At 59.9% G+C, this 21,767-nt stretch carries 19 protein-coding genes; 9 read left to right on the top strand and 10 right to left on the bottom strand.

Annotation, left to right across the window (positions count from 1 at the left end):
- The first annotated feature begins 208 nt into the window (after positions 1 to 208).
- From hpaH to ACTHXA_RS03965, 3 genes are read left to right on the top strand one after another with little or no spacing between them, the layout of a single operon-like run.
- Positions 209 to 994: a 2-oxo-hept-4-ene-1,7-dioate hydratase gene (hpaH, locus tag ACTHXA_RS03975; RefSeq protein ID WP_441669570.1), complete on the top strand. Its 786-nt coding sequence runs from the start codon at positions 209 to 211 to the stop codon at positions 992 to 994.
- Entirely contained in the window at positions 979 to 1,803 is an 825-nt protein-coding gene (locus ACTHXA_RS03970) for an aldolase/citrate lyase family protein (protein WP_441669568.1), read from the top strand. The genes hpaH and ACTHXA_RS03970 overlap by 16 nt, the downstream gene beginning before the upstream one ends.
- A 43-nt stretch (positions 1,804 to 1,846) precedes the next feature.
- A complete protein-coding gene (locus tag ACTHXA_RS03965) occupies positions 1,847 to 2,422 on the top strand; it encodes a TetR/AcrR family transcriptional regulator (RefSeq protein ID WP_441669566.1) in 576 nt (191 codons plus the stop codon).
- A 78-nt stretch (positions 2,423 to 2,500) separates the two neighbouring features.
- On the opposite strand, the gene ACTHXA_RS03960 is transcribed toward ACTHXA_RS03965, so the two are convergent.
- The 4 genes from ACTHXA_RS03960 to ACTHXA_RS03945 all read right to left on the bottom strand — a co-directional run bounded on the left by ACTHXA_RS03960 (position 2,501) and on the right by ACTHXA_RS03945 (position 7,423).
- Positions 2,501 to 4,471: an acetoacetate--CoA ligase gene (locus tag ACTHXA_RS03960; protein ID WP_441669564.1), complete on the bottom strand. Its 1,971-nt coding sequence runs from the start codon at positions 4,469 to 4,471 to the stop codon at positions 2,501 to 2,503.
- A complete protein-coding gene (locus ACTHXA_RS03955) occupies positions 4,468 to 5,073 on the bottom strand; it encodes a cupin domain-containing protein (protein ID WP_441669562.1) in 606 nt (201 codons plus the stop codon). The genes ACTHXA_RS03960 and ACTHXA_RS03955 overlap by 4 nt, the downstream gene beginning before the upstream one ends.
- A gap of 3 nt (positions 5,074 to 5,076) precedes the next feature.
- Positions 5,077 to 6,093, bottom strand: coding sequence for a fumarylacetoacetate hydrolase family protein (locus ACTHXA_RS03950; protein WP_441669560.1), 1,017 nt, complete (start codon positions 6,091 to 6,093; stop codon positions 5,077 to 5,079).
- 82 nt (positions 6,094 to 6,175) lie between these two features.
- Positions 6,176 to 7,423, bottom strand: a complete 1,248-nt coding sequence (locus ACTHXA_RS03945) for an ABC transporter substrate-binding protein (RefSeq protein ID WP_441669558.1) — start codon at positions 7,421 to 7,423, stop codon at positions 6,176 to 6,178.
- A 136-nt stretch (positions 7,424 to 7,559) separates the two neighbouring features.
- On the opposite strand from ACTHXA_RS03945, the gene ACTHXA_RS03940 reads away from it, so the two are divergent.
- Genes ACTHXA_RS03940 through ACTHXA_RS03930 form a run of 3 tightly spaced genes read left to right on the top strand, consistent with a single transcriptional unit; the run spans position 7,560 to position 11,040 of the window.
- Positions 7,560 to 9,074 carry a sugar ABC transporter ATP-binding protein gene (locus tag ACTHXA_RS03940; protein ID WP_441669556.1) on the top strand — a complete coding sequence of 505 codons (1,515 nt, stop codon included), beginning with the start codon at positions 7,560 to 7,562 and terminating at the stop codon, positions 9,072 to 9,074.
- A complete protein-coding gene (locus ACTHXA_RS03935) occupies positions 9,071 to 10,024 on the top strand; it encodes an ABC transporter permease (RefSeq protein ID WP_441669554.1) in 954 nt (317 codons plus the stop codon). The genes ACTHXA_RS03940 and ACTHXA_RS03935 overlap by 4 nt, the downstream gene beginning before the upstream one ends.
- On the top strand, positions 10,021 to 11,040 hold the full coding sequence (locus ACTHXA_RS03930) for an ABC transporter permease (protein WP_441669552.1): 1,020 nt from the start codon (positions 10,021 to 10,023) through the stop codon (positions 11,038 to 11,040). The genes ACTHXA_RS03935 and ACTHXA_RS03930 overlap by 4 nt, the downstream gene beginning before the upstream one ends.
- Positions 11,041 to 11,130: 90 nt before the next feature.
- Here the strand turns inward: ACTHXA_RS03930 and ACTHXA_RS03925 are convergent, their stop codons facing one another.
- From ACTHXA_RS03925 to ACTHXA_RS03900, 6 genes are all read right to left on the bottom strand, one after another.
- Entirely contained in the window at positions 11,131 to 11,952 is an 822-nt protein-coding gene (locus tag ACTHXA_RS03925) for an ABC transporter substrate-binding protein (protein WP_441669550.1), read from the bottom strand.
- Positions 11,949 to 12,971 carry a fumarylacetoacetate hydrolase family protein gene (locus tag ACTHXA_RS03920; RefSeq protein ID WP_441669548.1) on the bottom strand — a complete coding sequence of 341 codons (1,023 nt, stop codon included), beginning with the start codon at positions 12,969 to 12,971 and terminating at the stop codon, positions 11,949 to 11,951. The genes ACTHXA_RS03925 and ACTHXA_RS03920 overlap by 4 nt, the downstream gene beginning before the upstream one ends.
- 74 nt (positions 12,972 to 13,045) lie before the next feature.
- Positions 13,046 to 14,080 carry a VOC family protein gene (locus ACTHXA_RS03915; protein WP_441669546.1) on the bottom strand — a complete coding sequence of 345 codons (1,035 nt, stop codon included), beginning with the start codon at positions 14,078 to 14,080 and terminating at the stop codon, positions 13,046 to 13,048.
- 106 nt (positions 14,081 to 14,186) lie between these two features.
- Complete coding sequence (locus tag ACTHXA_RS03910; RefSeq protein ID WP_441669544.1) at positions 14,187 to 15,089, bottom strand: LysR family transcriptional regulator; 903 nt, start codon at positions 15,087 to 15,089, stop codon at positions 14,187 to 14,189.
- Positions 15,090 to 15,133: 44 nt separating this feature from the next.
- The gene (locus ACTHXA_RS03905; protein WP_441669542.1) at positions 15,134 to 16,366 is read right to left on the bottom strand and encodes an FAD-dependent oxidoreductase; all 1,233 of its coding nucleotides are present in this window, start codon (positions 16,364 to 16,366) and stop codon (positions 15,134 to 15,136) included.
- Between the two features lie 26 nt (positions 16,367 to 16,392).
- Complete coding sequence (locus tag ACTHXA_RS03900) at positions 16,393 to 17,901, bottom strand: bifunctional 3-(3-hydroxy-phenyl)propionate/3-hydroxycinnamic acid hydroxylase (protein WP_441669540.1); 1,509 nt, start codon at positions 17,899 to 17,901, stop codon at positions 16,393 to 16,395.
- A gap of 316 nt (positions 17,902 to 18,217) precedes the next feature.
- On the opposite strand from ACTHXA_RS03900, the gene ACTHXA_RS03895 reads away from it, so the two are divergent.
- Genes ACTHXA_RS03895 through ACTHXA_RS03885 form a run of 3 tightly spaced genes read left to right on the top strand, consistent with a single transcriptional unit; the run spans position 18,218 to position 21,634 of the window.
- Positions 18,218 to 19,231 carry an ornithine cyclodeaminase family protein gene (locus ACTHXA_RS03895; RefSeq protein WP_441669538.1) on the top strand — a complete coding sequence of 338 codons (1,014 nt, stop codon included), beginning with the start codon at positions 18,218 to 18,220 and terminating at the stop codon, positions 19,229 to 19,231.
- Between the two features lie 11 nt (positions 19,232 to 19,242).
- Complete coding sequence (locus tag ACTHXA_RS03890; protein ID WP_441669536.1) at positions 19,243 to 20,262, top strand: dihydrodipicolinate synthase family protein; 1,020 nt, start codon at positions 19,243 to 19,245, stop codon at positions 20,260 to 20,262.
- Between the two features lie 34 nt (positions 20,263 to 20,296).
- Positions 20,297 to 21,634, top strand: a complete 1,338-nt coding sequence (locus tag ACTHXA_RS03885; protein ID WP_441669534.1) for an NADH:flavin oxidoreductase — start codon at positions 20,297 to 20,299, stop codon at positions 21,632 to 21,634.
- Positions 21,635 to 21,767 lie beyond the last annotated feature (133 nt).

Here is a 21,767-nt window from a genome sequence, read left to right as displayed (position 1 = left end):
CCTTCGTCTGCACTCAATTCTGCTGTGGTTTTTGTGGGATTTCAATGCCTAATTCCCACAATCTCACAATTTGAGTGGTGTGTGCGCCAGCGACCGATTAATCTCCACTTTCTCGGTTTGCACAAAACCACCGAGCCAGTCTTCGATACTGCGCTAACAAGCAAGCCAACCGAGGAATGGCGCAGACCCGTGGGCAATAATGGGACCCATGCTTGAACAACATGAGATCGACTCAATTGCTGCCGAACTGGCCGAGGCTGAAAAGACGCGCGAACTCATCCCGCGCATCACCGCTCGCTATCCGAATGCCGAAATCGAAGACTCTTACGCGATTCAGGGCAAGTGGCGCGACCGCGAGATCGCCGCGGGACGGCGCCTGGTCGGTCGCAAGATTGGTCTGACTTCGAAGGCGATGCAGCAGGCCACCGGTATCTCGGAACCCGACTACGGCGTGATGTTCGACGACACCGTCTACGAGAACGGCTCGATCATCGAGCACGAGAAGTTCACGAATGTTCGCATCGAAGTGGAGCTCGCTTTCGTGTTGAAGTCGCCGCTCGAAGGCCCGAACTGCACCCTCTTCGATGTGCTGCGCGCCACCGAATACGTCACCCCTGCGCTTGAGATCCTCAATTCCCACATCGAGATGGAGGGGCGCACGATCGTCGACACCATCTCGGACAACGCCGCCTACGGCGGCATGGTGCTCGGTGGCATCCCGATGCGTCCCGACGAGATCGACCTGCGCTGGGTCTCGGCACTGCTCTATAAGAACGAGACCATTGAAGAGTCCGGCGTTGCTGCCGCCGTCCTCAACCACCCCGGCACCGGCGTGGCTTGGCTCGCGAATAAGTTCCACCACCACGGCTCGCGCCTCGAGGCTGGCGAGATCATCCTCGCCGGCTCCTTCACCCGCCCGATGTGGGTGGAAAAGGGCGACACCGTCCTGTGCGACTACGGAAAGATGGGAACCATTTCATGCCGATTCGTCTAAACCTCGCCGACACTTTCGCCCAGCGCCTTGCCGCCGCCGACCGCGGCCAAGTCGGGATGTGGCTGTGCACCGGATCAACCGTGAACGCCGAGATCGGCGCCGGTTCGGGCCTGGACTGGCTTCTCATCGACGGTGAGCACGCGCCGCTGTCGCTCGAGTCGATTCAGCAGCAGCTGCAGGTCATCGCCGCCTACCCGATCACCCCGGTTGTGCGTGCGCCGTACAACGACACAGTGATCATCAAGCAGTACCTCGACCTCGGTGTCCAGAACCTGCTCATCCCGATGGTAAACAACGCCGAGCAGGCTCGCGCGGCTGTTGCTGCCGCGCACTACCCGCCGCGTGGCGTGCGCGGTGTCGGATCTGCGCTTGCTCGCGGTGCGCGCTGGAACCGCGTGGAGAACTACCTCGCTGACGCCTCGCAATACGTGTCGGTCACGGTGCAGATCGAGACCGCCGAGGCCGTCGAGAATGTCGCCGAAATCGCCGCAGTCGAAGGCGTGGATGCGCTATTCGTCGGGCCGTCCGACCTCGCGGCATCCATGGGGCTCCTGGGCCAGCAGGGACACCCGGATGTGATGGCCGGCGTCGCGAAGGCGCTGGCAGCCGGTCGCGCGGCAGGCAAGCCGGTCGGTGTGAACGCTTTCGACCCGAAGCTCGCCGCGCAATACCTCGACGACGGCATCGACTTCATCCTCGTCGGCGCGGACGTGGCGATGCTCGCACGCGGGTCCGAGGCGCTTGCGACGAAGTTTATTGAGGAGCGCAGCGGGGACGCTTCCGGGGGGCCGGCGCGGGCGAGCTATTAGCTCGCGATTGTGAACGTTTCGTATCGCTTGTAGCATCGTGGATATGGCTGTACGAAGCGAAGAGAGTCGCAAAGCGATTCTAGAATCCACAATGAAGCTCCTCGATGTGCAATCGCCCGATCACGTGAGCGTGCAACGGCTTTCGATCGAGCGCATCGCGCGTGAGGCGGGCGTGAGCAAGACGACGATCTACCGCTGGTGGCCCAATAAGGCCGCGGTCATTATCGAGAGTTTTCTCGACAACCACATCGCGCGAACTCCCGTGCGGAAAGACATTCCCGCCATCGATGCGCTCCGTGAGCACCTCATTTCGCTGACTGAGATATATGCCACCCACGAAGGCAGCCTCGTTGCACAACTCATCGGAGAGTGCCAGTATGACGCCCAGGTCATGACCGAATTCAAAGAGCGATTCTGGTATCCGCGCGTCGAGGCAACACGAACGCTCATTGAACGGGCAATCAGCGAAGGTGGCATCCGCAAAGACGCAAGCCCTGAAGTTATCGCGGAAATGCTCTACGGCCCCGTGTACTTCCGGCTCCTGCTGGAGTCTGGACCACTGTCGCCAAAGTGGGCCAAGGAACACTTCGAGAACGCCTTACTCGGGCTCGAACCCTAACGGCTCCCAACTGCCCGCATCGAAGGGGGCTCCGGCAAGTGCAGCATTTGCCGGAGCCCCCTTAATTCAGCGATTCAATTAGACAGCGACTGCACCCGCGGCGTACTCCGCATATTCCGCGAGCAGCGAGGCATCGTCCACGGCGTCGAGGTCGGCGACTTCCTCGAGTGCTGCGCCCTGCAGGAGCCGTTTGATCGGCACCTCGAGTTTCTTACCCGTGCGGGTATGCGGGATTCCGCGCATGGCAACGATCGCGTCAGGGAGATACCTCGGCGAGAGATGGGCGCGAATCTGCGCCCGAACTTCGGCAGCCGTGGCTTCGGGTTCGGCACCTCGCGAGAGTTTCACGAACAGCGGCATGAAGTAGCCTTCCGTGCCAATCTCGGCGCCGACCACGAGTGCTTCGGCAACTGATGGAATTGCTTCGACTACCGCATAGATGTCGGCCGAGCCGAGCCGAAGCCCATTCCGGTTCAGAGTCGAATCCGATCGTCCGTGAATCAGAATCCCTGCCTCATTAAATTCGATGAAGTCACCGTGCCGCCACACACCTGGGAAGTGTTCGAAGTAGCTCGACCGATATCGCGAGCGATCCTCATCACCCCAGAAATACAGCGGCATCGAGGGCATCGGCTCGGTGACCACAAGCTCACCTCGCCCTCCGGTTGGTTGCCCGTCGTCACTCCAGGCTTCGACGCTTACTCCGAGTGCCGGCGCCTGAATGTAGCCGACGCGTACCGGCAGCGTCGGGGATCCACCAACGAACACGGAGGCAATGTCTGTACCGCCACTCATTGATGTCAGCCACACGTCACCGACATGCTCGTAGACCCAACGGAACCCGTCGGTCGACAACGGCGAACCCGTCACCTGCACGCATCGCAAACTGCTGAGGTCGTGGTCGCGTTTTGGGACGAGATCAGTCTTCGCACACGCGTGAACGAACCCTGCGCTCACGCCGACAGCCGCCGCACCGGTCAACGCGGCGACCTCCCACACTCGATCAACGGTTGGGTACGTGGGGTTGCCATCTACGATTACCGGCACAGCACCGAGACCGAGGGCCGCAATGAGCGAGTTCCATAGGACCCAGCTTGTCGAGGCAACGTTGAAGTAGCGATCACCAGGCCGCAGATCCGAGTGGATGAGCAGCATCTTCTGGGTTTCGAGCAACGCTCCCCCGTGACTGTGCACGATTCCCTTTGGTGTGCCGGTAGTTCCTGAAGAAAAGAGCACCCAGAGTGGTTCACTGAATCCCGTCTCAGCGAACTCGAGCTCCCCCTCTTCCGCCACCACTTCGTCCCACCGGATCGAGGCACGTTCGGTGGACGGTTCGGCGACGGTGGTGTGATTGGTTACCCACACGATCTGCTCCACGGAAGGGAGCGACTGGATGACTTCTGCCAGCTCATTCGTCCGGTTGCGATCCTTGCCACCAAGCAGGTAGCCCGGTGTCGCGAGAAGCACCTTTGGAGTCATCTGCGCGAACCTGGAGATGATTGCACCCGGGCCAAACTCGGGGGCACATACCGACCAGATGGCACCGATGGATGCCGCCGCTAGCAGGCCAACAGCAGCCTCGGGTACATTCGGTAGCACCGCAACGACACAATCGCCCTTCCCGACGCCAAGCGCGCGCAGATGCGACGCCAGCGAGGCTACTTCCCCACGGAGCCGTTTCCAGCTCCAAGGTGTAACGGTGTTGTCCTCGGCGACAAACTCGAGCGCGGTTCCGTCCCTCTCAACCAGCAAGTGCTGGGCGAAATTCACCGTTCGCCCCGGGAACCAGGTGGTCTCCGGCATAGGAACATCGTTGTGCGCAGGACCGGGCGATCCACCAAACTGAATGCCCGCAAAGTCGGCGAAGTGCGACCAAAATTCCTTGGGTTCATTCGTTGACCAATTCCAGATCGACTCGTATGACTCGTCGACGTGGATGCCCTGCTCGTGGAGGTACTCGCCGAAGCGGGTGATCTGTGCCCCACTCACCACCGAGTCAGCAGGGCGCCAGATCACCTCTCCTTCTGCTGCCTTCGGATTGATGATCACGCCGACTCCATTGCCGAATTCGCACGCCGCAACTCAGCGATCTCCGACGCCGATTGCGGCGGCGTACCGATCAGCACAAACAGCATTCGCGCATTTTTGCCCGTCCGGTTCGACCACGCATGGCTCGTCGCACGCTGAATCACGACATCGCCGGGAGACAGCGTGGCTTCGCCATCATCGACGAGTAGAGTGATCTCCCCCTCGAGCACGACCGCATAATCGAGCGAATCAGTTCGATGGAACCAGAAGTGTTTTCCATCGCTGTGTTTATTGCCAGCTTTAGCTTCTTCGTGACCGCCGATCTCCTCAAAGAGCGCTTCGCCGCCATCCACCGGATAATTGGCATCAGGCGGAAAGTCCACGACGCGCAGAATCGTTTCTCCGTGACCGGGAAACGGCGGAATGTCGGTGTCGGCGGTCGCTTGGTCTTCGTCACTGACGTGGTCGATCGCGTCCTTCCTGGTAAACCACGGCACCGTCGCCCCGAATCCCGAAATCGCAGGAGATTCGAAATGGTTCGGCGCATCGCCATCAGAGAGGATGATTGCTCTGCCTTGATCGTCGTGGCCCGTGACCACCCGACGCACTGGGTTCCTCGCCATCACCTATTCCTCACCCTCGAACGGATACGGACGAGGTTCGGGCCACCACTGCGGCACTTCCTTTTCCTTGCTAATGGTGTTCCGCAGGGTTCCGACGCCCTCGAGTTCGAGCTCGACGGTGTCACCGGGTTCGAGGAAGCGGTTGATTTCGACTCCTGCACCGAAGCCCATCGTGCCGGAGCCGATCAAGTCGCCAGGCTGCAGACCGTCGAAGATCGATACGTATGCAAGCAGCTCTCCGGGTGTGTACACGAAGTTCTCGACCTTGGTGTCAGACCGCACTTCCCCATTGACACGTACCTGCCCCGTGAGCCCTTCGATCGATTCGATCTCGTCCATCGTTGTGATCCAAGGACCGATCCCGTATGCGAAATCCTTGCTGTGCTGCGCACCCATGCCGATCGGACCTTCGAGTGCCTGCACGTCGCGGAGGCTCCAATCATTGAAGATCGTGATTCCAAAGAGGTGATCCAGCGCGGAATCCGGGTTAAGGTTGCGGCCACTTTTTCCAATGATGTAACCGATCTCGAGCTCGTAGTCTAGCTTTTCGGATATGTTCGGGAAGGGGATAACCTCTTCGTGCCCGTGAATCGTCGCCGTGGATCCCTTGAAGAATCCAGGTCGCTCATACACCGCACGCACTGGCTTGGAATGCACGACATTGCGGAAGTAGTTCTCGATATGCGTTCCAAACGTCAACCCATCCCGAATCACCGGTGGGTCTACTGCTGCACGCCACTGCACGCTGTCGATGGGTAACGACGCGTCGTCAGCGCGATCGAGAGCAAAGTCTGCGTGCTCGAGGAAGGCGTCCCCGGCACCGAGTGCTTTTGAAAGGCTCTCTGGGAAGATCGCTTTCGCGATGTTTCTCGACTGGGATGCGGAACCTCCTCGCGCTTCCAAGTGCAGCGCGTAGGCGCGGGCAAGGTCGATAACTCGCCCTGCCTCCGGCTCCACCACAACGATTCGAATTTGCTCGCCGTCCGGTGACGGAACTGCGATGCGGCCAATCTTTGCCACGTTTCCCTCCTTTGGGTCGTCTGCGTACTTTCATTCTATACGATACGTCCAGTATCGCTTCTTGCACAATAGGCGCGGCTCGCTATTCGCCGCCAGGATTATTAAAGAGCTGGTCGAGATGCTCGTCCGGGAAGTACGCGTTGGGATCCCCTTCAACCCCGGAAGGATCCGTCACCTCTGAGCCATCGACGTAAAAGGAATCAATCGTGTCCTGGTTGATCGAAGGCAAAGTAATTGCAAATTGATTGATCTTCGGCCCTTCTCCGGCAAGAATCCGCTCCCCGACGTCCGCCATTGTTTCGCCCATGGCAAATCCAGGCTGAGCAGTCCCGAAGAACGCCAGGTCGGGATTTTCCTTCGCGAAGGTAAGGCTGCCTACCGAGCTACCGGGATCTGCCATGGCACTCAGGGTGTGCCCGCCCTGCTCAAAGCCTTGAATGATCCCAAGCCCCATCGCACCCGAAGAAAGAACGCCATCAACACCGGCCGGGTTTGTCGAAAGGAACTGCACGACCGCCTGCTGAGTCGGTGCGGTTTGATACATGCCATTCACTTCTGAAACCTGTTCAATACCCGGGCAGTTGTCGAGTACTGCTGAATAGCCCACACCCGCTTCATTGTCCTGCGCAATTCCCTGGACACCGTGCACGCGGAGCACTGTGCCCTCCCCGCCCATAGAGGTCGCGACACCCGCACCAGCCGTCATTGCTTCAAGCACGTTATTAAAAACCACACTCACCGCATAGGGACTATTGGTCGACTGGTGCAGACTGACAACTGGAATACCAGCCTCACCGGCCTGATTGACAAGCTCAATTGCCGGTTCCGCCGCCAGCGGCCCAAAGAAAATTATGTCGGGCGACTGACTCAACACCTGCTGGAACTGCTGGGACTGTGCACCAACGTCCACCTGATCGGGCGCCGCGAGGTCGGCGATGACCTCAATACCTGCCGACTCGAGCCCTTCGATGAGACCGTCATGCAGGTTCGTCTGGAATGGATTCGAGAGCGGATTCGTGATCACACCAGCCGTAAACGGCCCATCGTGATCGGGCACCCAATCAGCCCATGCCGACTCGAGGACCGGTACCGGGAACCCGTTGTAGTAATCTGCCAGGTCACCGAGTTCCGCGAGCACGCCGCTCTGATCATCAAATCCCAGATCTGGAATCTGACCGCAGGTTCCGAGGTCGGCACTAGCTTCACCTTCGGTCGAGGCGGGACTATCCGCGGTCGAACAACCCGCAAGTGCTACAGCCAGGCCAAAACTAACACCCAGCGCCATTCCCTGTCGCACTCGCCCTCGAGCCAACTTCTGAAATACATGCATAACTCCTCCTTGAGTTATTGCTCGCCCTATTGACGAGCTGTTGCTGCAATGAGCCGCATGCAATACGATACGGCTAGTATCGATCATGCGGGACGATGCTACCCAAATGCAAGTGCGAATCTCAACGAGGAGAGTCATGACCGCAGTTCCCTCACACCGCCTTCGAATACGCGGTGCAACTAAATCATTCGGCGCTACTCGCGCCGTTGTCCATGCGGATCTCACGATTCGTCCCGGTACCGTACACACCCTGCTCGGCGAAAACGGCTCCGGAAAGAGCACGCTCGTCAAAATGCTTGGCGGCGTGCATCGGCCAGACTCGGGCGAAATGACTCTCGACAATGACAACGCCGAGTTTCGCAACCCTCGAGATGCTCGCCGAGCCGGCATCGCGGCTGTGTTTCAAGAGGTGCTGACCGTGGACGCCCAGTCAGTGTACGAAAATGTTTGGCTTGGCACCGACGGCGTATTCGCCACCAAGGGACGCCATTCGAATCGCCGCAAGCGCGCGAAAGACGTGCTCGAGCGGTTGTTGGGGCACGACGTGCGGCTCGACATTCCGGTGTCGTCGCTGTCGCTCTCAGACCGTCAAGCGATCTGTATAGCGCGAGCGCTTGTCACCGATCCTAAGTTGCTCATCCTTGACGAATCCACGGCCTCCCTCGACATCGCAACTCGTGATCGCCTCTTCGAGATGGTGCGTGAACTAAGTAAAAACGGCACCAGCACGCTCTTCATCTCGCACCGCATGGATGAGATCATGATCCTTTCAGATGAGATAACGGTGCTGCGGTCAGGAAGCACAATCGATACACTCTCGCGGCACGAAGCACTGCCACAAAGACTTGTGGAATTGATGGCCGGTAAGTCCTCAGCAGCGCACTCCAAGGACGCAGACAAACAGCTTGGGGAAGTCCTACTCCGCACCCGCGAATTCTCACTCGGCGACCAAAAAGTGCCCTTCGATTTCGAGTTGCGCGCTGGCGAACTCGTCGGATTGGCTGGACTCGAGGGACACGGTCAGGATGAGTTCATCTCGCGCTTGGCAGGAATTATTGGCGGTGCAGGAACAGTCGAAGTTGCAACCGACGGCACCTTCGATTTACTCACGACACGGAATTCCGCCAAACTTGGGGTGGCGTACCTCCCTCGCGAACGGCGGCGCGAGTCTCTCTTCCCAGCGATGACCATCAAGGAAAATTTCGCGCTTCCCACCATCGGCCGCGACCAGCGCTTAGGTTTGTGGTCGCCCGCTCGCACTACACAACGCTTCACACCATTTGCGAAAGAACTCAATATTCGGATGGCAAACGAGGACTCGCCGATATCCACGCTATCTGGCGGCAACCAGCAGAAAGTATTGATGGCCCGCTGGATTGCCACTGAACCAACCGTGCTGCTGCTCAACGACCCAACTCGGGGGGTTGATCTCGGCACAAAGCGCGAACTTTACGCAATTCTTGAGCAGCTCTGCGAACGCGGCATGGCAATCGTCATGCTCTCTTCTGAAGTCGACGAACTCGTTGAACTCATGGACCGCGTCCTCGTGTTCCGCGACCGGAATCTCGAACGAGTAATCGAACGTAAAGATCTGAATCGACAGAAGCTCGTGAGTGCGTACTACGGTCAGCACGAGGAGGTTATGGCGTGAACCGGATCCTGAGCTTTATTCGACGGCGCCCGTACACACCCGCGTTAGCACTCGCGCTGTTATTGCTCGCCCTCAACCTGCTCGCGGCGCCGCAGTTTCTTTCATGGCAGCATTTGCCAGCAACGCTGGCAATCTTTGCCCCGATCGCGCTCGTTGCCTTTGCCTCCACCCCGTCGATACTCTCGGGCGGCATCGATGTCTCGCTCGGCCCGCTCATGACCTTTGTGAATTGTTTCTTCGTAGCTGTACTTGTGCCAGCGGGACTCGGTTCGGTGTGGACGGCGCTTCCGATCGGTCTACTGGTCGGCGCGGCTGTGGGTGCCATAAACGGAGTGCTCATCACGATCGTTCGGCTCCAGCCGGTCGTCGCCACAATGGGTACATTGTTCGTCTTGGTCGGCGGATCGCTCGTCGTCGCGCCGAGACCAGCCAGCGTCTCTGGTGATTGGATTGGCACCCTTGGCGGTTCCATGGCCGGTATCCCCGGTGCGCTCCTGCTGATCGTGCCGGTGGCACTCCTCTGGTGGGGGCTGACCAAGACCGCGTTCCAAAGAAACCTCCTCGCAGTGGGTGACGATGACGTGTCGGCCTTCGGCGCTGGGATCGGCGTCACCAAGGTCCGCATCGTGGCCTATACGCTCGGTGGCATCATCGCGGCCGCTGGTGGATTCGCGCTCACGGCCCTCACCCGATCGGCCGAACCCGCGCTAGCAACCGTCTATGCACTTATCGGCATCGCGGCTGTGGTACTCGGTGGCACTCAGCTCGGCGGTGGCCGCGGCGGACTCTTCGGGAGCTTCCTCGGCGCCACCGTGATCTTCCTCCTGCAGCAACTCCTCACATCATGGGGTGTGCAGTCCAACTTCATCCGACTCGCCTATGGCGCCGTGCTTGTCATCGGTGTCGTAACGAGCGCCATGGTCCTGACTCAACGACGGAGAACAGCATGAGCGACTACGCAACCGCACCGATTTCAACCGAGCCCGCTGCGCCCTCGGCCTGGCAGCGAGTCGTCAGTTTCTCGCAAAAGTTTCCGCTTCTGCAGCTTCTGACACTACTGGCCGTCATCCTCTGGGCGTTCGTGACCATGCCAGCCCTCGCGTCGCCGGTGGGCATTGCTTCGATCTTCGTCCTCGCCTCGCTGCTCGGTATCGCTGCGATGGGGCAGACCTTTGTCGTGCTGTTGGGCGGTCTCGATCTCGCGGTACCGGGCTACATTGCGGTGGGAGCTTTCAGCGCGACGGTCCTTGCGGGCACCCGAGAATGGCCGCTGATTCTCGCCATTTTCACCGGGATGCTGATTGCGGCCGTCGCTGGCGCCCTGACGGGAGCAATTTGCCACCGATACCGCATCCAACCGCTCGTAATCACGCTCGGTTCGAGCGCTGTTCTCACCGGCGGGGTAATTTTCCTCACCGGCGGGAACTTCACTGCTGCTCCCCCGGCCACGCTCGGAGACTTCACGCGGGTCAATGCAACCACACTCGGGCTGCCGATTCCGCCAGTTGTGGTGCTCTGGATCGTGCTCGCGATTCTCGTCGCTGTGTTCCTGGCACGCACGACTGCGGGCAGGCGCCTCTATGCCACAGCTGGCAACCCGCAAGCCGCAACCCTTGCTCGTGTCAAGACCGGTCGGGTATGGACCGCAGCCTTTGCGGTCAATGGCGCACTCAGTGCCCTTGCGGGGGCGCTCATCGCCGGATTCTCCGCGGGATCTTCGGCCACGATCGGTGACCCGTACCTCTTCACCGGCTTGGCTGCGGTATTGATCGGTGGCACCACGTTCGGGAGCATCCGAGGGAACTACACGCGCACGTTTATCGGCGCACTGCTGCTGACCCTGCTCTCGACAATCATGATCGGTCAAGGGTTCACCGAAGGCCAGAGCCGCATCCTCTACGGTGTGATCATTATCGTCGTGCTCGCGATCTACGGTCGCGACCGGCGGCTCCGAGATCGCTTCTGAGACTGAGCGCGCTTCCCTAGGTACACCGCAAGGCGGGTCGCATTCATTCGAATGCGACCCGCCTTCTTACGCGACCTCTTTGGGCGCCGTCTAGAGCACCGTTGGCTCAGCACACAACGCTGACAGATCAACGCCGTCGACGCTGTATCCCAGGTCCGCGCGAATGCGAGTGAGCAGAGCAAGCCCTTGTGGCGCAACATGCAACGTCATCGGCCGCACTCGCCACATGTCCTCCGAAGCCGCACCGAACCCGTAGTCGCGCAGGATCGCGATACCTTCCGCATCCGGTAATGCGCGACCGATGCTCACGCCCCGTGCGAGTGCAGCGAGGTATGAGTCCAATTCCTCGGTCCCGACCAGCTCGGTCCGCACAACGATCCCCTGGCCGGGAAATTCCGGGAGCATCGATTCGACCGAAAGCAGCTTGCGGGTGCCGGTGTCCGCTCCCAAGCGGTCGAAAGGTGGGCCCAGCAACGTCGCATCGATCTGTCCGGCCAGGAGCGCTTCCATCCGCTCGCGCACTCCACCGACCTCGACATACGACACGGTCTCGTCGACCGAGCCGAGCATCTGTCGCGCGACGAGCGAGAAGCCGTTCGCGAGCGCATCCACCCCGAAACGTTTGCCTTCGAGATCGGCGACACTATCGATGCCTGCCCGCACATGCAGCCCGAGCGGGGTCGTTCGTTCCGCTTGCCCGACCAGGCGCACGTTTACGCCGCGGCGGGTCCATTCGAAGAGATTGTCCATGGCCGTAATCACCACGTCGATCTCGCCGGACATGAGGCCGGCAAACTGTTCCTCACTCCCCCGCGTTCTCGTCGTGATCACGTGACGGTCATCGATCAGACCGCGATGTTGCCCCAGTACCAGCGGCACCGGGGCAACAAAGTGGCTTTGCCGCAGGGTCATGCGCGATCACGCTGCCACGGTGGCAGTACCCCGGACGGTCCACGCACTTCGTTCCGTTGGCTTCCGAGGCCGGTGATGGACGCTTCCATCACATCGCCATCCCGGAGGAAACGATTCCAGTGCGAGCCGTTACCCTCCGGCGAACCCGTAATGAGCAGGTCGCCCGGCTCAAGCTTCGCGACCGAGGACGCATAAGAAATGAGCTCTGGGATGCCGAAGAGCAGGTCATCGGTCCGGGCATCCTGCATCACTTCGCCATTCAAACTCAGGCGGATGCGCAGGTCGGTCGGGTCGGGCACGTTTCGGGCGGGCACGAGAAACGGCCCGGTCGGGAAGAAAGTCGGCTGGTTCTTGGCTCGGAACCAGTCGGTACCGATCATCGCCATGTCGGGCCGGGGCACGAGGGATCGCGAGGAAATGTCATTCACGATGACATAGCCCGCGACATATTCCATCGCTTCGCCAAGGGGAATGCGGTGGCCCGGCTTCCCGATGACCACGCCGAGTTCGAGTTCCCAGTCGATGTCCTCACCGAAATCAGGCAGTTGCACATCGTCATACGCACCGCTCACCGCCGAGGGGATACCCGTCCAGATATATGGGTCTCCGGTACGCTTCCGCTCGTCGGTTTCAATTGCGGTTTCTTCCCAGAGCTCTTCGCTCGTGGCATCGGACCGACCAAGCTTGTGCGCGACACTCATCTGCAGGATGTGCTCCCGGTAATTTGCGCCAGCGGCAAGGATGGGGCCCGGAGGCTGTATGGGCGGCAATACGGAGAGTTCTTCGAGCGACCAGCTCGCCAAGTCCTCGAGCCGATCGCGATCTTCGACGACGGCCTCGATCAGGTCCAGGGATGCATCCCAATTCTCGAGCAGCTCGCGAATCATCGTGCTGCGACCGAGGAGCACGTCAAGGGCATAGACCCGTTCGTTGCGCACCACGCCCGCGAATTTCTCTGCACCGGGAACCTGAAATGTCCCCAGCCCGTAGTGTGCAGGGGAATCGTCAATATGTGTCATGTCATTTGCTTTCTCTATTGCTGACGAGATGAGAACGGGGCTCGACGCGAAACGCGCCGAGCCCCGGAGCCGAACTATTCTGCGAGCGGATCGTGGCTGTGCAGGGCTGCCTCAAGCAACTCGTCTTCACTGCCGGGGACAAGTCCCTGTTCAGTTGCAGTCGGCCCGTCCGCCAGCGGGAATGCATCCAGCATCGAAGGCGGTAGCGTGACGTTGCGGTAGAAGTCGTCGCAACCCTGCATAACCGCCCAGCGCTCGGGCTCCCAGTCGGGAACGTAGTTACGGTAGCCGCCGGTGTTGACTTCGATGCGCAGGCCACTCGGTTCGCGGAAGTAGAGGAAGACCTGCTCGCCGACACCGTGCATGCCGGGACCGTATTCAATCGGGGTGCCGTTTTCGATGAGGAGGTCGGCGGCTCGGGTGAGTTCGTCTCGGCTCTCGACCCACCATGCGTAGTGGTGGATGCGCCCGGGGGTGTCGGAGCCGTCGAGCAGGATGCCGAGGTCGTGTGACTTCTCGTTCGTGGTCAGAACGCCGAAGAAGGTCACCGGCTCGCCCTTCACCTCGAAGCCGGCGAAGCCCATCCGACGGAATCCGAGCGTTTCGCTGTACCAGTTCGCGAATCCCTCGACATCCGAAGCCGCGATGGTGACGTGGTCGAGGTGACGTGGCGCGAGGCCGTGGCCAACTCGCTTTTCCGGGCGGTCCGGGTACTCGGATGCGTATTCGTCGGTGGCCTTGAATCGCTTCGTTTCCCAGAACAGCTGCATCGTGTGCCCGTAGGGACCCGTGAATCGGTACGAGCGGCCGAGGTGAGCCGCGGGTTCGAGCCATTCGCCCTTGATGCCTGTGGCTTCGATGCGTTCGACGGCCTCATCAAGAGCCGCGTCGCTCGTCGTGCGCCAAGCCATCGACACGAGTCCCGGGTGGTCGCCCTTCGTGAGCACGAGGCTGTAGCGGTAGTGGTCGCCCCAAGCTCGCAGATACACCTTGTCGTCATCGCGATCGATGACGCGCAAGCCGACCTGTTCCTCGTAGTAGCGAACCGATTCTTCGAGATCGAGCGCATAGATTTCGATGTGGGTGAATTGCGAAAGCAGATTTGACATCGTCGTGTTCTCCATTCTTTGGTTGGACTACTTTGTCCGTGCTTCTACTTTGGCCGCGCAGAGAACAATCGGGAATACCGATAACGCTATTACCAGTATTGGATTTTCAAATACTCACCCGAGCCGCTTCCAGGACCCCACGCAGCCAGCGGTGCCCCGCATCCAAACCCCTAGACGGGTGCCACCAAAAGGCGTCGCGAATCGGGTCGAGTTCGAATGGTGACTGCACTATCCGAATTTCCCCGTGCACCAGGGCCCTCCGAGCCACTCGTTCGGGGAGAACAGCCACGCGGTCTGTGCCAGCCACCAAATCCGGCACCACGTGAAAGTAGGGCGTCGTGGCAACCACTTGGACATCGATACCGCGGGTCTGCAACTGACGTCGTGCAGGAGTCATCCCGTCGCGGACGGGAAGTGTGTGCACCCATTTCCGTGCCAGCAACTCATCCGAGGTCGGCGCCTCCTCGAGACTCGAGTGAGCGTCGACAATGCAGACCCACTCGTCCTCGAAAAGGTCGAGATGCGGCTGGTCCGCGAGATAGCCATGCGGGAGCACTGCGCCATCGATGTGCCTCAGAGAATCCGGCGCATCGTTCACCAGTCGGAAATCTACTGTGGGGAATTCCATCCGCACCTCCGGCGCTTCGGATGCTAAAGCCCGAGCCAGCGCGGGTGCCAGATCGGAGACCACATGGTCGACTGCCGCAATCACGAACGTGCGGTCACTCGTTTTCGGATCGAACTGCGCTTTCAACTGCAATACACGATCCACTTCCGCGATAGCTTGGGGCACAGCTGTCACCAGCTGTGCCCCAAGCGGCGTCAGTTCATATTGGTTGCCATTCCGAACCAGCAGCTGGTCCTCAAAGTGAGCCCGCAGCCGTGACAGCGCCGTCGACATCGTCGGTTGCGATACATGCAAGCGCTCGGCCGCGCGCGTCACGCTTCGCTCTTCGAGGAGTGCGCGCAGCGGTCGAAGCAGGTTGTAATCGAGGGTGGCGAAGGTCATATCGATGACACTAGGCGGCTATCGCTGGTCGCTTACCGGTTGAACTAACTGGTGCCGACGCTGCCGCCACTCGGCACCGGCAACTCCGTGATCAGTTCCATCTGCTTGAGGATATGCGCCGGTGCAGCGTCTCCTTGATTCCGTTGTAAGAATGACGTGTGGTCGAACACGAAGTCGCGAAGTGGCTGCAGCAGTGCCGGAACGTGGTGGAAAATCTTTCCAGTGAAATAGGCCTGCTGGCTCACCGGTCCCGTGTGAGGCTTGCGCTTGTCTTCGAACTGCTGCAGCGCAGCCGCCACTGCCTCGGTATCCGTGGCGTCGACCGCAGCCAGCGTTTCTGCGATGAAATATCCATCCTCAATGGACATTCCCGCGCCATACGCCGCATACGGTGACGTCGGATGCGAGGCATCGCCAACAAGCGTGACCCGCCCTTTTCCCCACTGCTTCATCGGCGGACGATCAATGAGCTCCCACCGATGCGTATTCTGTTTCGGTGTCCGTGCCACGAACGAGGGTAACGGCTCTGCGAACTTCTCGAGTTTAGCCATCGCGTAGGCACGGATATCGTGCTCGGTGAATTTTGCTCTAGGCGTCCACTTTTCCACGATCCACCACTCGTACCCGTCCCGTCCCTCGTGACGTATTGGCGTATACGAACCCTGAATTCGCCTGTCATGCGCGAAAACACCTCTCGTCCCAATGGGCTCGTCGGTGAGGAACCAGCCGCCGAGCAGGTGAAGTCCGTGGTACCGCTTCGGTGAATCGCCCCACAGCTGCTTTCGCACTGTCGAGTCGATCCCGTCAGCTCCAATGAGTAGGTCGACTTCCTCCGATTGTTGGTCGGCAAAGTTCACCTGGACTGTGTCACCCAGGTCTCGAAACCCGGTAAACCGATGCGAGAGGCGAAGTACACCGTCCGGGAGCGCGTCGAGCATCCGCTTATATAGCCCCCAGCGGATGAGTCCGATGAAACCACCACTGTATTCCCTTGCGACATCTTCAGGGATGCGGAACTCGGCCCGGACGCGACCGTCGAATCGCCGCAACTGCGTAAATGAGGGCGCGCCAATCCGGTCCGTGTCGACGCCCAGGGCTCGCAGCGCCTTTTGCGGTGTGGGCCAAAGATTGAGGATATTTCCGGCCGGCTTGATCTCCGGGTATCGCTCGTACAGTTGGACTCTCCATCCGATCTTGTGCAAGCCCAAGGCTGCCGCGAGTCCGGCTGGTCCCGCACCAACAATTGCCGCGGACGGCTGTCTGTCAGTTCTATTCATTTGATTCTCCACTCGGGCCAATCTTGCTAGTGCGCGATTTGCTCTGCGGCGTTCGCTAGTTGCGGGATTTGATGGACGAGTCGCTCGAGGTCTGCGGTCGTGTCCGCAGCACCGAAAATGTATCGATCTGGGCGAATGACGAGTGCGCCAGCGTGGGCACCCTCCAGGATTGGTGCGGTCTGCGCTGGTTCGAGGAGTACCACGATGTCTCCATCAGCATCGATCGCTTCGCGCAAGGTAGGGGTCAAGCTGTTGAAGAGTTCGGGACTCGTCGCGATCACGAACCGCAGTCCGACAAGATCGTCCGTTCTGGTGCCGTTTTCGAGCAACGGTTGAACGCTGAGCTTTCCGGCACGGTCGTCGCGATCGCCTTCGTGCAAGCCCGCTCCCAACGAGGGCGAAACCGGGGCGGATGCTGCGGGGTTTTCGCGGAGAAAGGCGTCGCGTTTCGCTGCGGTCGCTTCATCGGTCGTCTGTACGAACACCGCTGCATTTGCGGCTTGCTCAACCCAGAATGTCGCGTGCGGCTTGCGCTCGGACTCATACGTGTCGAGCAGGCGCGCATCCGCGACTCCGCGCTTGACAAGATCCATTTTCCACGCAATATTCGCGATGTCACGCATACCCGCACAGAGGCCTTGACCGAACAATGGCGGCGCCGTGTGAGCGGCATCGCCCGCAAGGAAAATATTGCCGGCCTGCCAACGCTGGGCGATTCTTCCTCGAAAGTTATAGATCGCGAGTCGGTCAGGCGTGAATTTGTCCACCGGAAGAATGCCGTGGCTAATCCGCTCAATCGCTTCTGGAGTAACGATCTCTTCGGGGTCGTCACCCGGCATCAACATGAATTCCATCCGCACTCGGGTACCAGGGAGTCGCACCCAGAGCGCCGGCCTCGTGTGATGACCAAGGAAGATCATGTCAGTCTCATACCCCGGGCTGTCGATCAGATGGCCATCGGCGACGACCCACTGCGCATCCTCACCGAATTTGTCGCCAACAATGCCGAGCGTCTGGCGAGTACTCGAGCGGGCACCGTCAGCCGCAATTGCCCACCGCGCGCGCAGCTCGACTTCGGTGCCATCGTCTTGCACAGCGTGCACCAGTACGCCGGCGTCGTCGTTCACGACATCAGTCACCGTGACACCAGAACGCAGTTCAACGTTCTCCTGGTCGGTAACAACCCTGCGAAGAAGACGCTCGATATCAGGCTGGTGGAAGTTAATATCGTCATGCCACGCTTGCGAACCGAACTGCCCCGTAGGGATGTATACGAGCACCTCACGCGCCTCGTTTTCGATGTGCATCGAGGCCATTGGAATCGTCGCGTCGACAAACTGATCAGCAACGCCGAGCGCTTGGAGCGTGCGGAACGTCTCCCCATCGAAGTGAACGGCTCGCGCTGTAGGCCAGACTTCCTGCTCTCGCTCGAGCCCGATCGCGCTGAGACCATACTTCCCCAGCAACGCGAGGGCGGTGGTGCCAACCGGCCCACCACCGATCACAATCACATCGGCGTCGTACTCAGTATTCATTCTTGTCCTTTCACGAGCGCACACCGCCACTCGATTTACTCCAAGTGACGACTGCGTCACCGCCGAGCCCGAGACCTTCCAACTGTTCCGGTAAGTGCAAGGAATCGGCGAGTGGAGAGCCGCCACGTCACTGTGGCAACCGTTGAACTAAAACTATACGGTGCGTACGGTATCGAATGCAACGCATTTCAAGAGCGAAGTTCACATGCGAACGCTTCTCGCACGATACCCCCGTCGACAGCGGTGAATGCGCGCGCTATGTTAAGTACGACCCGTTTCGTATAGATTCGACTCGAAGTTCTCACAAAGGAGTGACATGACCGCGGATCCACCCTCGCCGACCCGTTTCCCTCTGTTCTTGACCGATCACGACGTGAGGAAGTTGAGCGACATGCCCCGAGCTGTCGACGCGCTGCGAAACGCATACTCGGCAACTCTTGACAACAAGGGCACACCGGGTCGAATATTCGCAGAAACTGAAGTGGAGTGGACGCGCATTATGCCGTCGATTCCGCCATCAGGTCGACTATTCGGCGCGAAGTCGATCGTCGGCTCATTCGCCGACGGCCTGCAGGTGAGTTATCTCATTTCTCTATTCGACAAGCAAACGGCGCAGCTCGTAGCACTCGTGGATGGGAACTCGGTAACCTCGCTTCGCACCGCGGCCACCAGCGCAGTCGGCGCCGAAGTATTGAGTTCGGCTGACCCGATTACGGTTGCGGTGATCGGGTCTGGTTTCGAGGCCCGCTCACACCTGGACGCATTCGCCCACGTGCTCAACATTCACGATGCTCGAGTGTTCAGCCCGACTACCGCAAACCGGGTGTCCTTCGCAGAAGAGTTCACCGAGCGACTTGGTGTACCAGTGCTCGCGGTTGCCAGCGCTGAAGCCGCCGTCCGCGGTGCCGACCTCGTGCTCTGCGCCGCCCGTTCCCGGGATGAGTCGCCGACCGTGCAAGCGGAGTGGATCGAGCCGAACGCGACCGTCATCTCGATCGGTTCAACCACGCCGGCGCAGCGAGAACTCCCCGTCGAGTTACTCGACCGCGCCTCCGTCATCCTCGTCGACACCTACGACGAGGTCGTGGGCGGTAGCGGCGACATGCTCGCTGCTACTGAAGCGGGCTTTGACCTCACTGATCGTGTCGCAACGCTGCACGAGGCCCTCTGCGGCGATCATCCCATCGATACCAATAGCGGAATCCGGATCTACAAGTCCACTGGGTCCGGTCTGCAGGACATTGTCGTCGCAGAAATGCTCGTCGACAGTGCCAATGCAAAGGGACTCGGCACCGAGCTTCCCGTCAACATCATTACATCGAGAAAATAGAAGGAGACAACGTGGTCGATTACACCAAAGCCGAGGCGCGTGCTTGGGCAAAAGAAAAATTCGTCGGCACGATTGCCGTCACGCATCCGTCATTTACCCCGGACTTCAGCGCCATCAATGAGAATGCAATCCGACACGACATCGTAAAGCTCAAGGAACTTGGCTTCGCCGGCACGCTGCTCGTCGCGGAAGTGAATATCACCCCGGAAGAAAACGCACGCATCACGGCGATCGCGCGCGAAGCAGCGGGCCCAGACTTCGCGCTGTTCTTCCACGCCATCTTCGGCACGCTCGAAGAGAACATTCGGGCAGTGAAGCTTGCCGAACAGGCAGGCGCCGACCGTGCGCTCCTCGCATATCCCGCATCCTTTTGGCCAACCAGCTACGACGAAGTCTTCGACTACACGAAACGCTTCACCGATGCCACAGATCTCGCCACGATGCTCTTCCCGCTTCCCGCCTGGGGCTTCGAGCGAATCCACCCTGCGGGGATGAGCATCGAGTTCGTTCGACGAGTCCTCGATGCCATGCCGAGCATTGTAGCGATCAAGGCCGAGCAGGGTTACCCGGGCATCCCCGGCGTAATGGAGATGTATCACCACTTCCGCGAAGAAGTGGTGATTTCATGCCCCATCGAGGCGGAAACCATTCCGCTCATGTCGCAGCTCGATTTCCAATTCTCTGGGACTAGCAATACGAACTGGATGAGCGACTACTATCCCCGCGCGTTCGATCTCGCGCGAAATGGACAGTGGGAGAAGGCGATGGAGCTGTACTGGCAGGTGAACCCCGCACGAGCGGCAAACACCGCAGTTTCGGGAACTTCCACCCCTGGAACGAACATGATTAACCGCACGCAGTGGAAGTATCAGGAATGGCTCGCAGGATTCAACGGTGGTGCACTTCGTCCGCCGTCGGCGAAACTTCCCGACCGCTTCATGAAGCAGTTCCGGGCAGCGCTCGAAGCCTCGGGACTACCGGTCACGGATGCACCCGACAAGGAATTCGTCCGCGGGCGAGTTCAGGCATAGCCCGGGGACCGTGCGATGCAAGGAACGCAGTGAAATGAACAAGCAGATTCCCTCATCAAAGACAACAGTGAAATCCTCGGCAGAGATCGTCGGCGAACCGCTCCGGATCAATACGCTTGAGCTAAAGAATCGCTTCATTCTGGGGCCAATGGCAATTCTGCAACCAACGAAAGACGGACGCCCAAGCCCACAATCATTTGCCTTTCTCAAGCGCCGTGCGATGGGTGGCGTAAGTCTCGTTTTCGTTGGTGGCTCATCTGCCACCGAGAGAGCTTGGAACGAAGCACCTTTCCACCCAAACATACGGTTGGATAAGGATGAATTTCTCCCCGACCTGGTCGAACTCGGCAAATCGATTCATCAGGAAGGCGCCGCCATATTCGGCCAGCTATTCCCGAGTTTCGGACGAATGGGTGTGCCACGAAACGGTCAGTGGCCGATCGCGGCCAGTCCGGTCGGCGTCACGCTGGGGAAAACTGGCTTCCCCGACGGTGTCTATGTGCCGGGTGGTCGCGTAACACCGCCACCGAAAGAGGCAACAGAAGCGGAGATTAAGGAGCTCGAACGCGCTGTCGTCGACGCTGCTAAACGCGTACAGGCCGCTGGCTGGGATGGCGTCGAAATTGCCGCACATATGTGCTATTTTTATTCGTCCTTTCTCTCTCCGCTGGCGAATAAGCGAACTGACGAATACGGGGGCTCGACCGAAAACCGAGCACGTGCGCTACGCGATACAGTCGTTGCCGTACGGGAAGCCGTCGGCCCCGAATTCCCGGTGGGTATACGCATGAGCGTCAACGACCATGCGCCGGGAGGTCAGGATGAGAAGGGATTCGCTGAGGTCGCAGCCCATATTGCCTCTGCCGGAGTCGATTTCTTCTCGCTCACCGACGCGAACTACGAGTCAATGGGCGTGAATGTCCCGAGCACCTCTGGGAACATGCTCACCCACGGCGAGCCGCAGGCCTTCCGCGAGGCCCTTGGTCCTGACGTTCGGCTCTTCCTGTCAAGTACACCAGATCCCGACCAGGCAGCGGCCGCGATTTCCGCGGGCCACGTCGACGCAACGATGCTTGCCCGGCAGTTACTTGCTGATCCCGACTACCCAAATAAAGTCATCCAGGGCCGCACCGCAGACATCGTCTGGGCGGAGCGTGACAACGGCGTGATGCGTGCCCTTATGACCAACATCCCGATCGTGTCCAAGGTAAATCCGGAACTCGGCCGCGAGGATCCAAGTGGACTCGTACCTACCCTGGGGCAACGGTTGTTCGTTCGCGCAACCGGTAATCGCGCACTCATGACGATCGCCGATCTGTTCATTCGCACGCTGAAGCGTGTGAAGAAACAGCCTGTGGGGCCGATGCACTAGCCCGCAGCTGAGTCCAAGTACTGAAGGGGTGGGCCGCCCCCACGCCGGGCCCCCCCCCCAACCCTTTTTTGGTAAAAACCCCCGCCCCGGTTGGGCCATAGTCGCCCCCCCACCCCCCCCACGGCCAGTATAC

It is taken from the genome of Gulosibacter sp. (assembly GCF_052090685.1).
GTDB lineage: Bacteria > Actinomycetota > Actinomycetes > Actinomycetales > Microbacteriaceae > Gulosibacter.
This window is presented reverse-complemented; position numbering and strand designations above follow the sequence as displayed.

What these genes read in the sequence shown, in the direction of transcription:
- hpaH (WP_441669570.1), top strand. Translation starts at nt 209, where the DNA reads ATGCTTGAACAACATGAGATCGACTCAATTGCTGCCGAACTGGCCGAG.
- ACTHXA_RS03970 (WP_441669568.1), top strand. Translation starts at nt 979, where the DNA reads ATGCCGATTCGTCTAAACCTCGCCGACACTTTCGCCCAGCGCCTTGCC.
- ACTHXA_RS03965 (WP_441669566.1), top strand. Translation starts at nt 1,847, where the DNA reads ATGGCTGTACGAAGCGAAGAGAGTCGCAAAGCGATTCTAGAATCCACA.
- ACTHXA_RS03955 (WP_441669562.1), bottom strand. Translation starts at nt 5,073, where the DNA reads ATGGCGAGGAACCCAGTGCGTCGGGTGGTCACGGGCCACGACGATCAA.
- ACTHXA_RS03945 (WP_441669558.1), bottom strand. Translation starts at nt 7,423, where the DNA reads ATGCATGTATTTCAGAAGTTGGCTCGAGGGCGAGTGCGACAGGGAATG.
- ACTHXA_RS03940 (WP_441669556.1), top strand. Translation starts at nt 7,560, where the DNA reads ATGACCGCAGTTCCCTCACACCGCCTTCGAATACGCGGTGCAACTAAA.
- ACTHXA_RS03930 (WP_441669552.1), top strand. Translation starts at nt 10,021, where the DNA reads ATGAGCGACTACGCAACCGCACCGATTTCAACCGAGCCCGCTGCGCCC.
- ACTHXA_RS03925 (WP_441669550.1), bottom strand. Translation starts at nt 11,952, where the DNA reads ATGACCCTGCGGCAAAGCCACTTTGTTGCCCCGGTGCCGCTGGTACTG.
- ACTHXA_RS03920 (WP_441669548.1), bottom strand. Translation starts at nt 12,971, where the DNA reads ATGACACATATTGACGATTCCCCTGCACACTACGGGCTGGGGACATTT.
- ACTHXA_RS03915 (WP_441669546.1), bottom strand. Translation starts at nt 14,080, where the DNA reads ATGTCAAATCTGCTTTCGCAATTCACCCACATCGAAATCTATGCGCTC.
- ACTHXA_RS03910 (WP_441669544.1), bottom strand. Translation starts at nt 15,089, where the DNA reads ATGACCTTCGCCACCCTCGATTACAACCTGCTTCGACCGCTGCGCGCA.
- ACTHXA_RS03905 (WP_441669542.1), bottom strand. Translation starts at nt 16,366, where the DNA reads ATGAATAGAACTGACAGACAGCCGTCCGCGGCAATTGTTGGTGCGGGA.
- ACTHXA_RS03900 (WP_441669540.1), bottom strand. Translation starts at nt 17,901, where the DNA reads ATGAATACTGAGTACGACGCCGATGTGATTGTGATCGGTGGTGGGCCG.
- ACTHXA_RS03895 (WP_441669538.1), top strand. Translation starts at nt 18,218, where the DNA reads ATGACCGCGGATCCACCCTCGCCGACCCGTTTCCCTCTGTTCTTGACC.
- ACTHXA_RS03885 (WP_441669534.1), top strand. Translation starts at nt 20,297, where the DNA reads ATGAACAAGCAGATTCCCTCATCAAAGACAACAGTGAAATCCTCGGCA.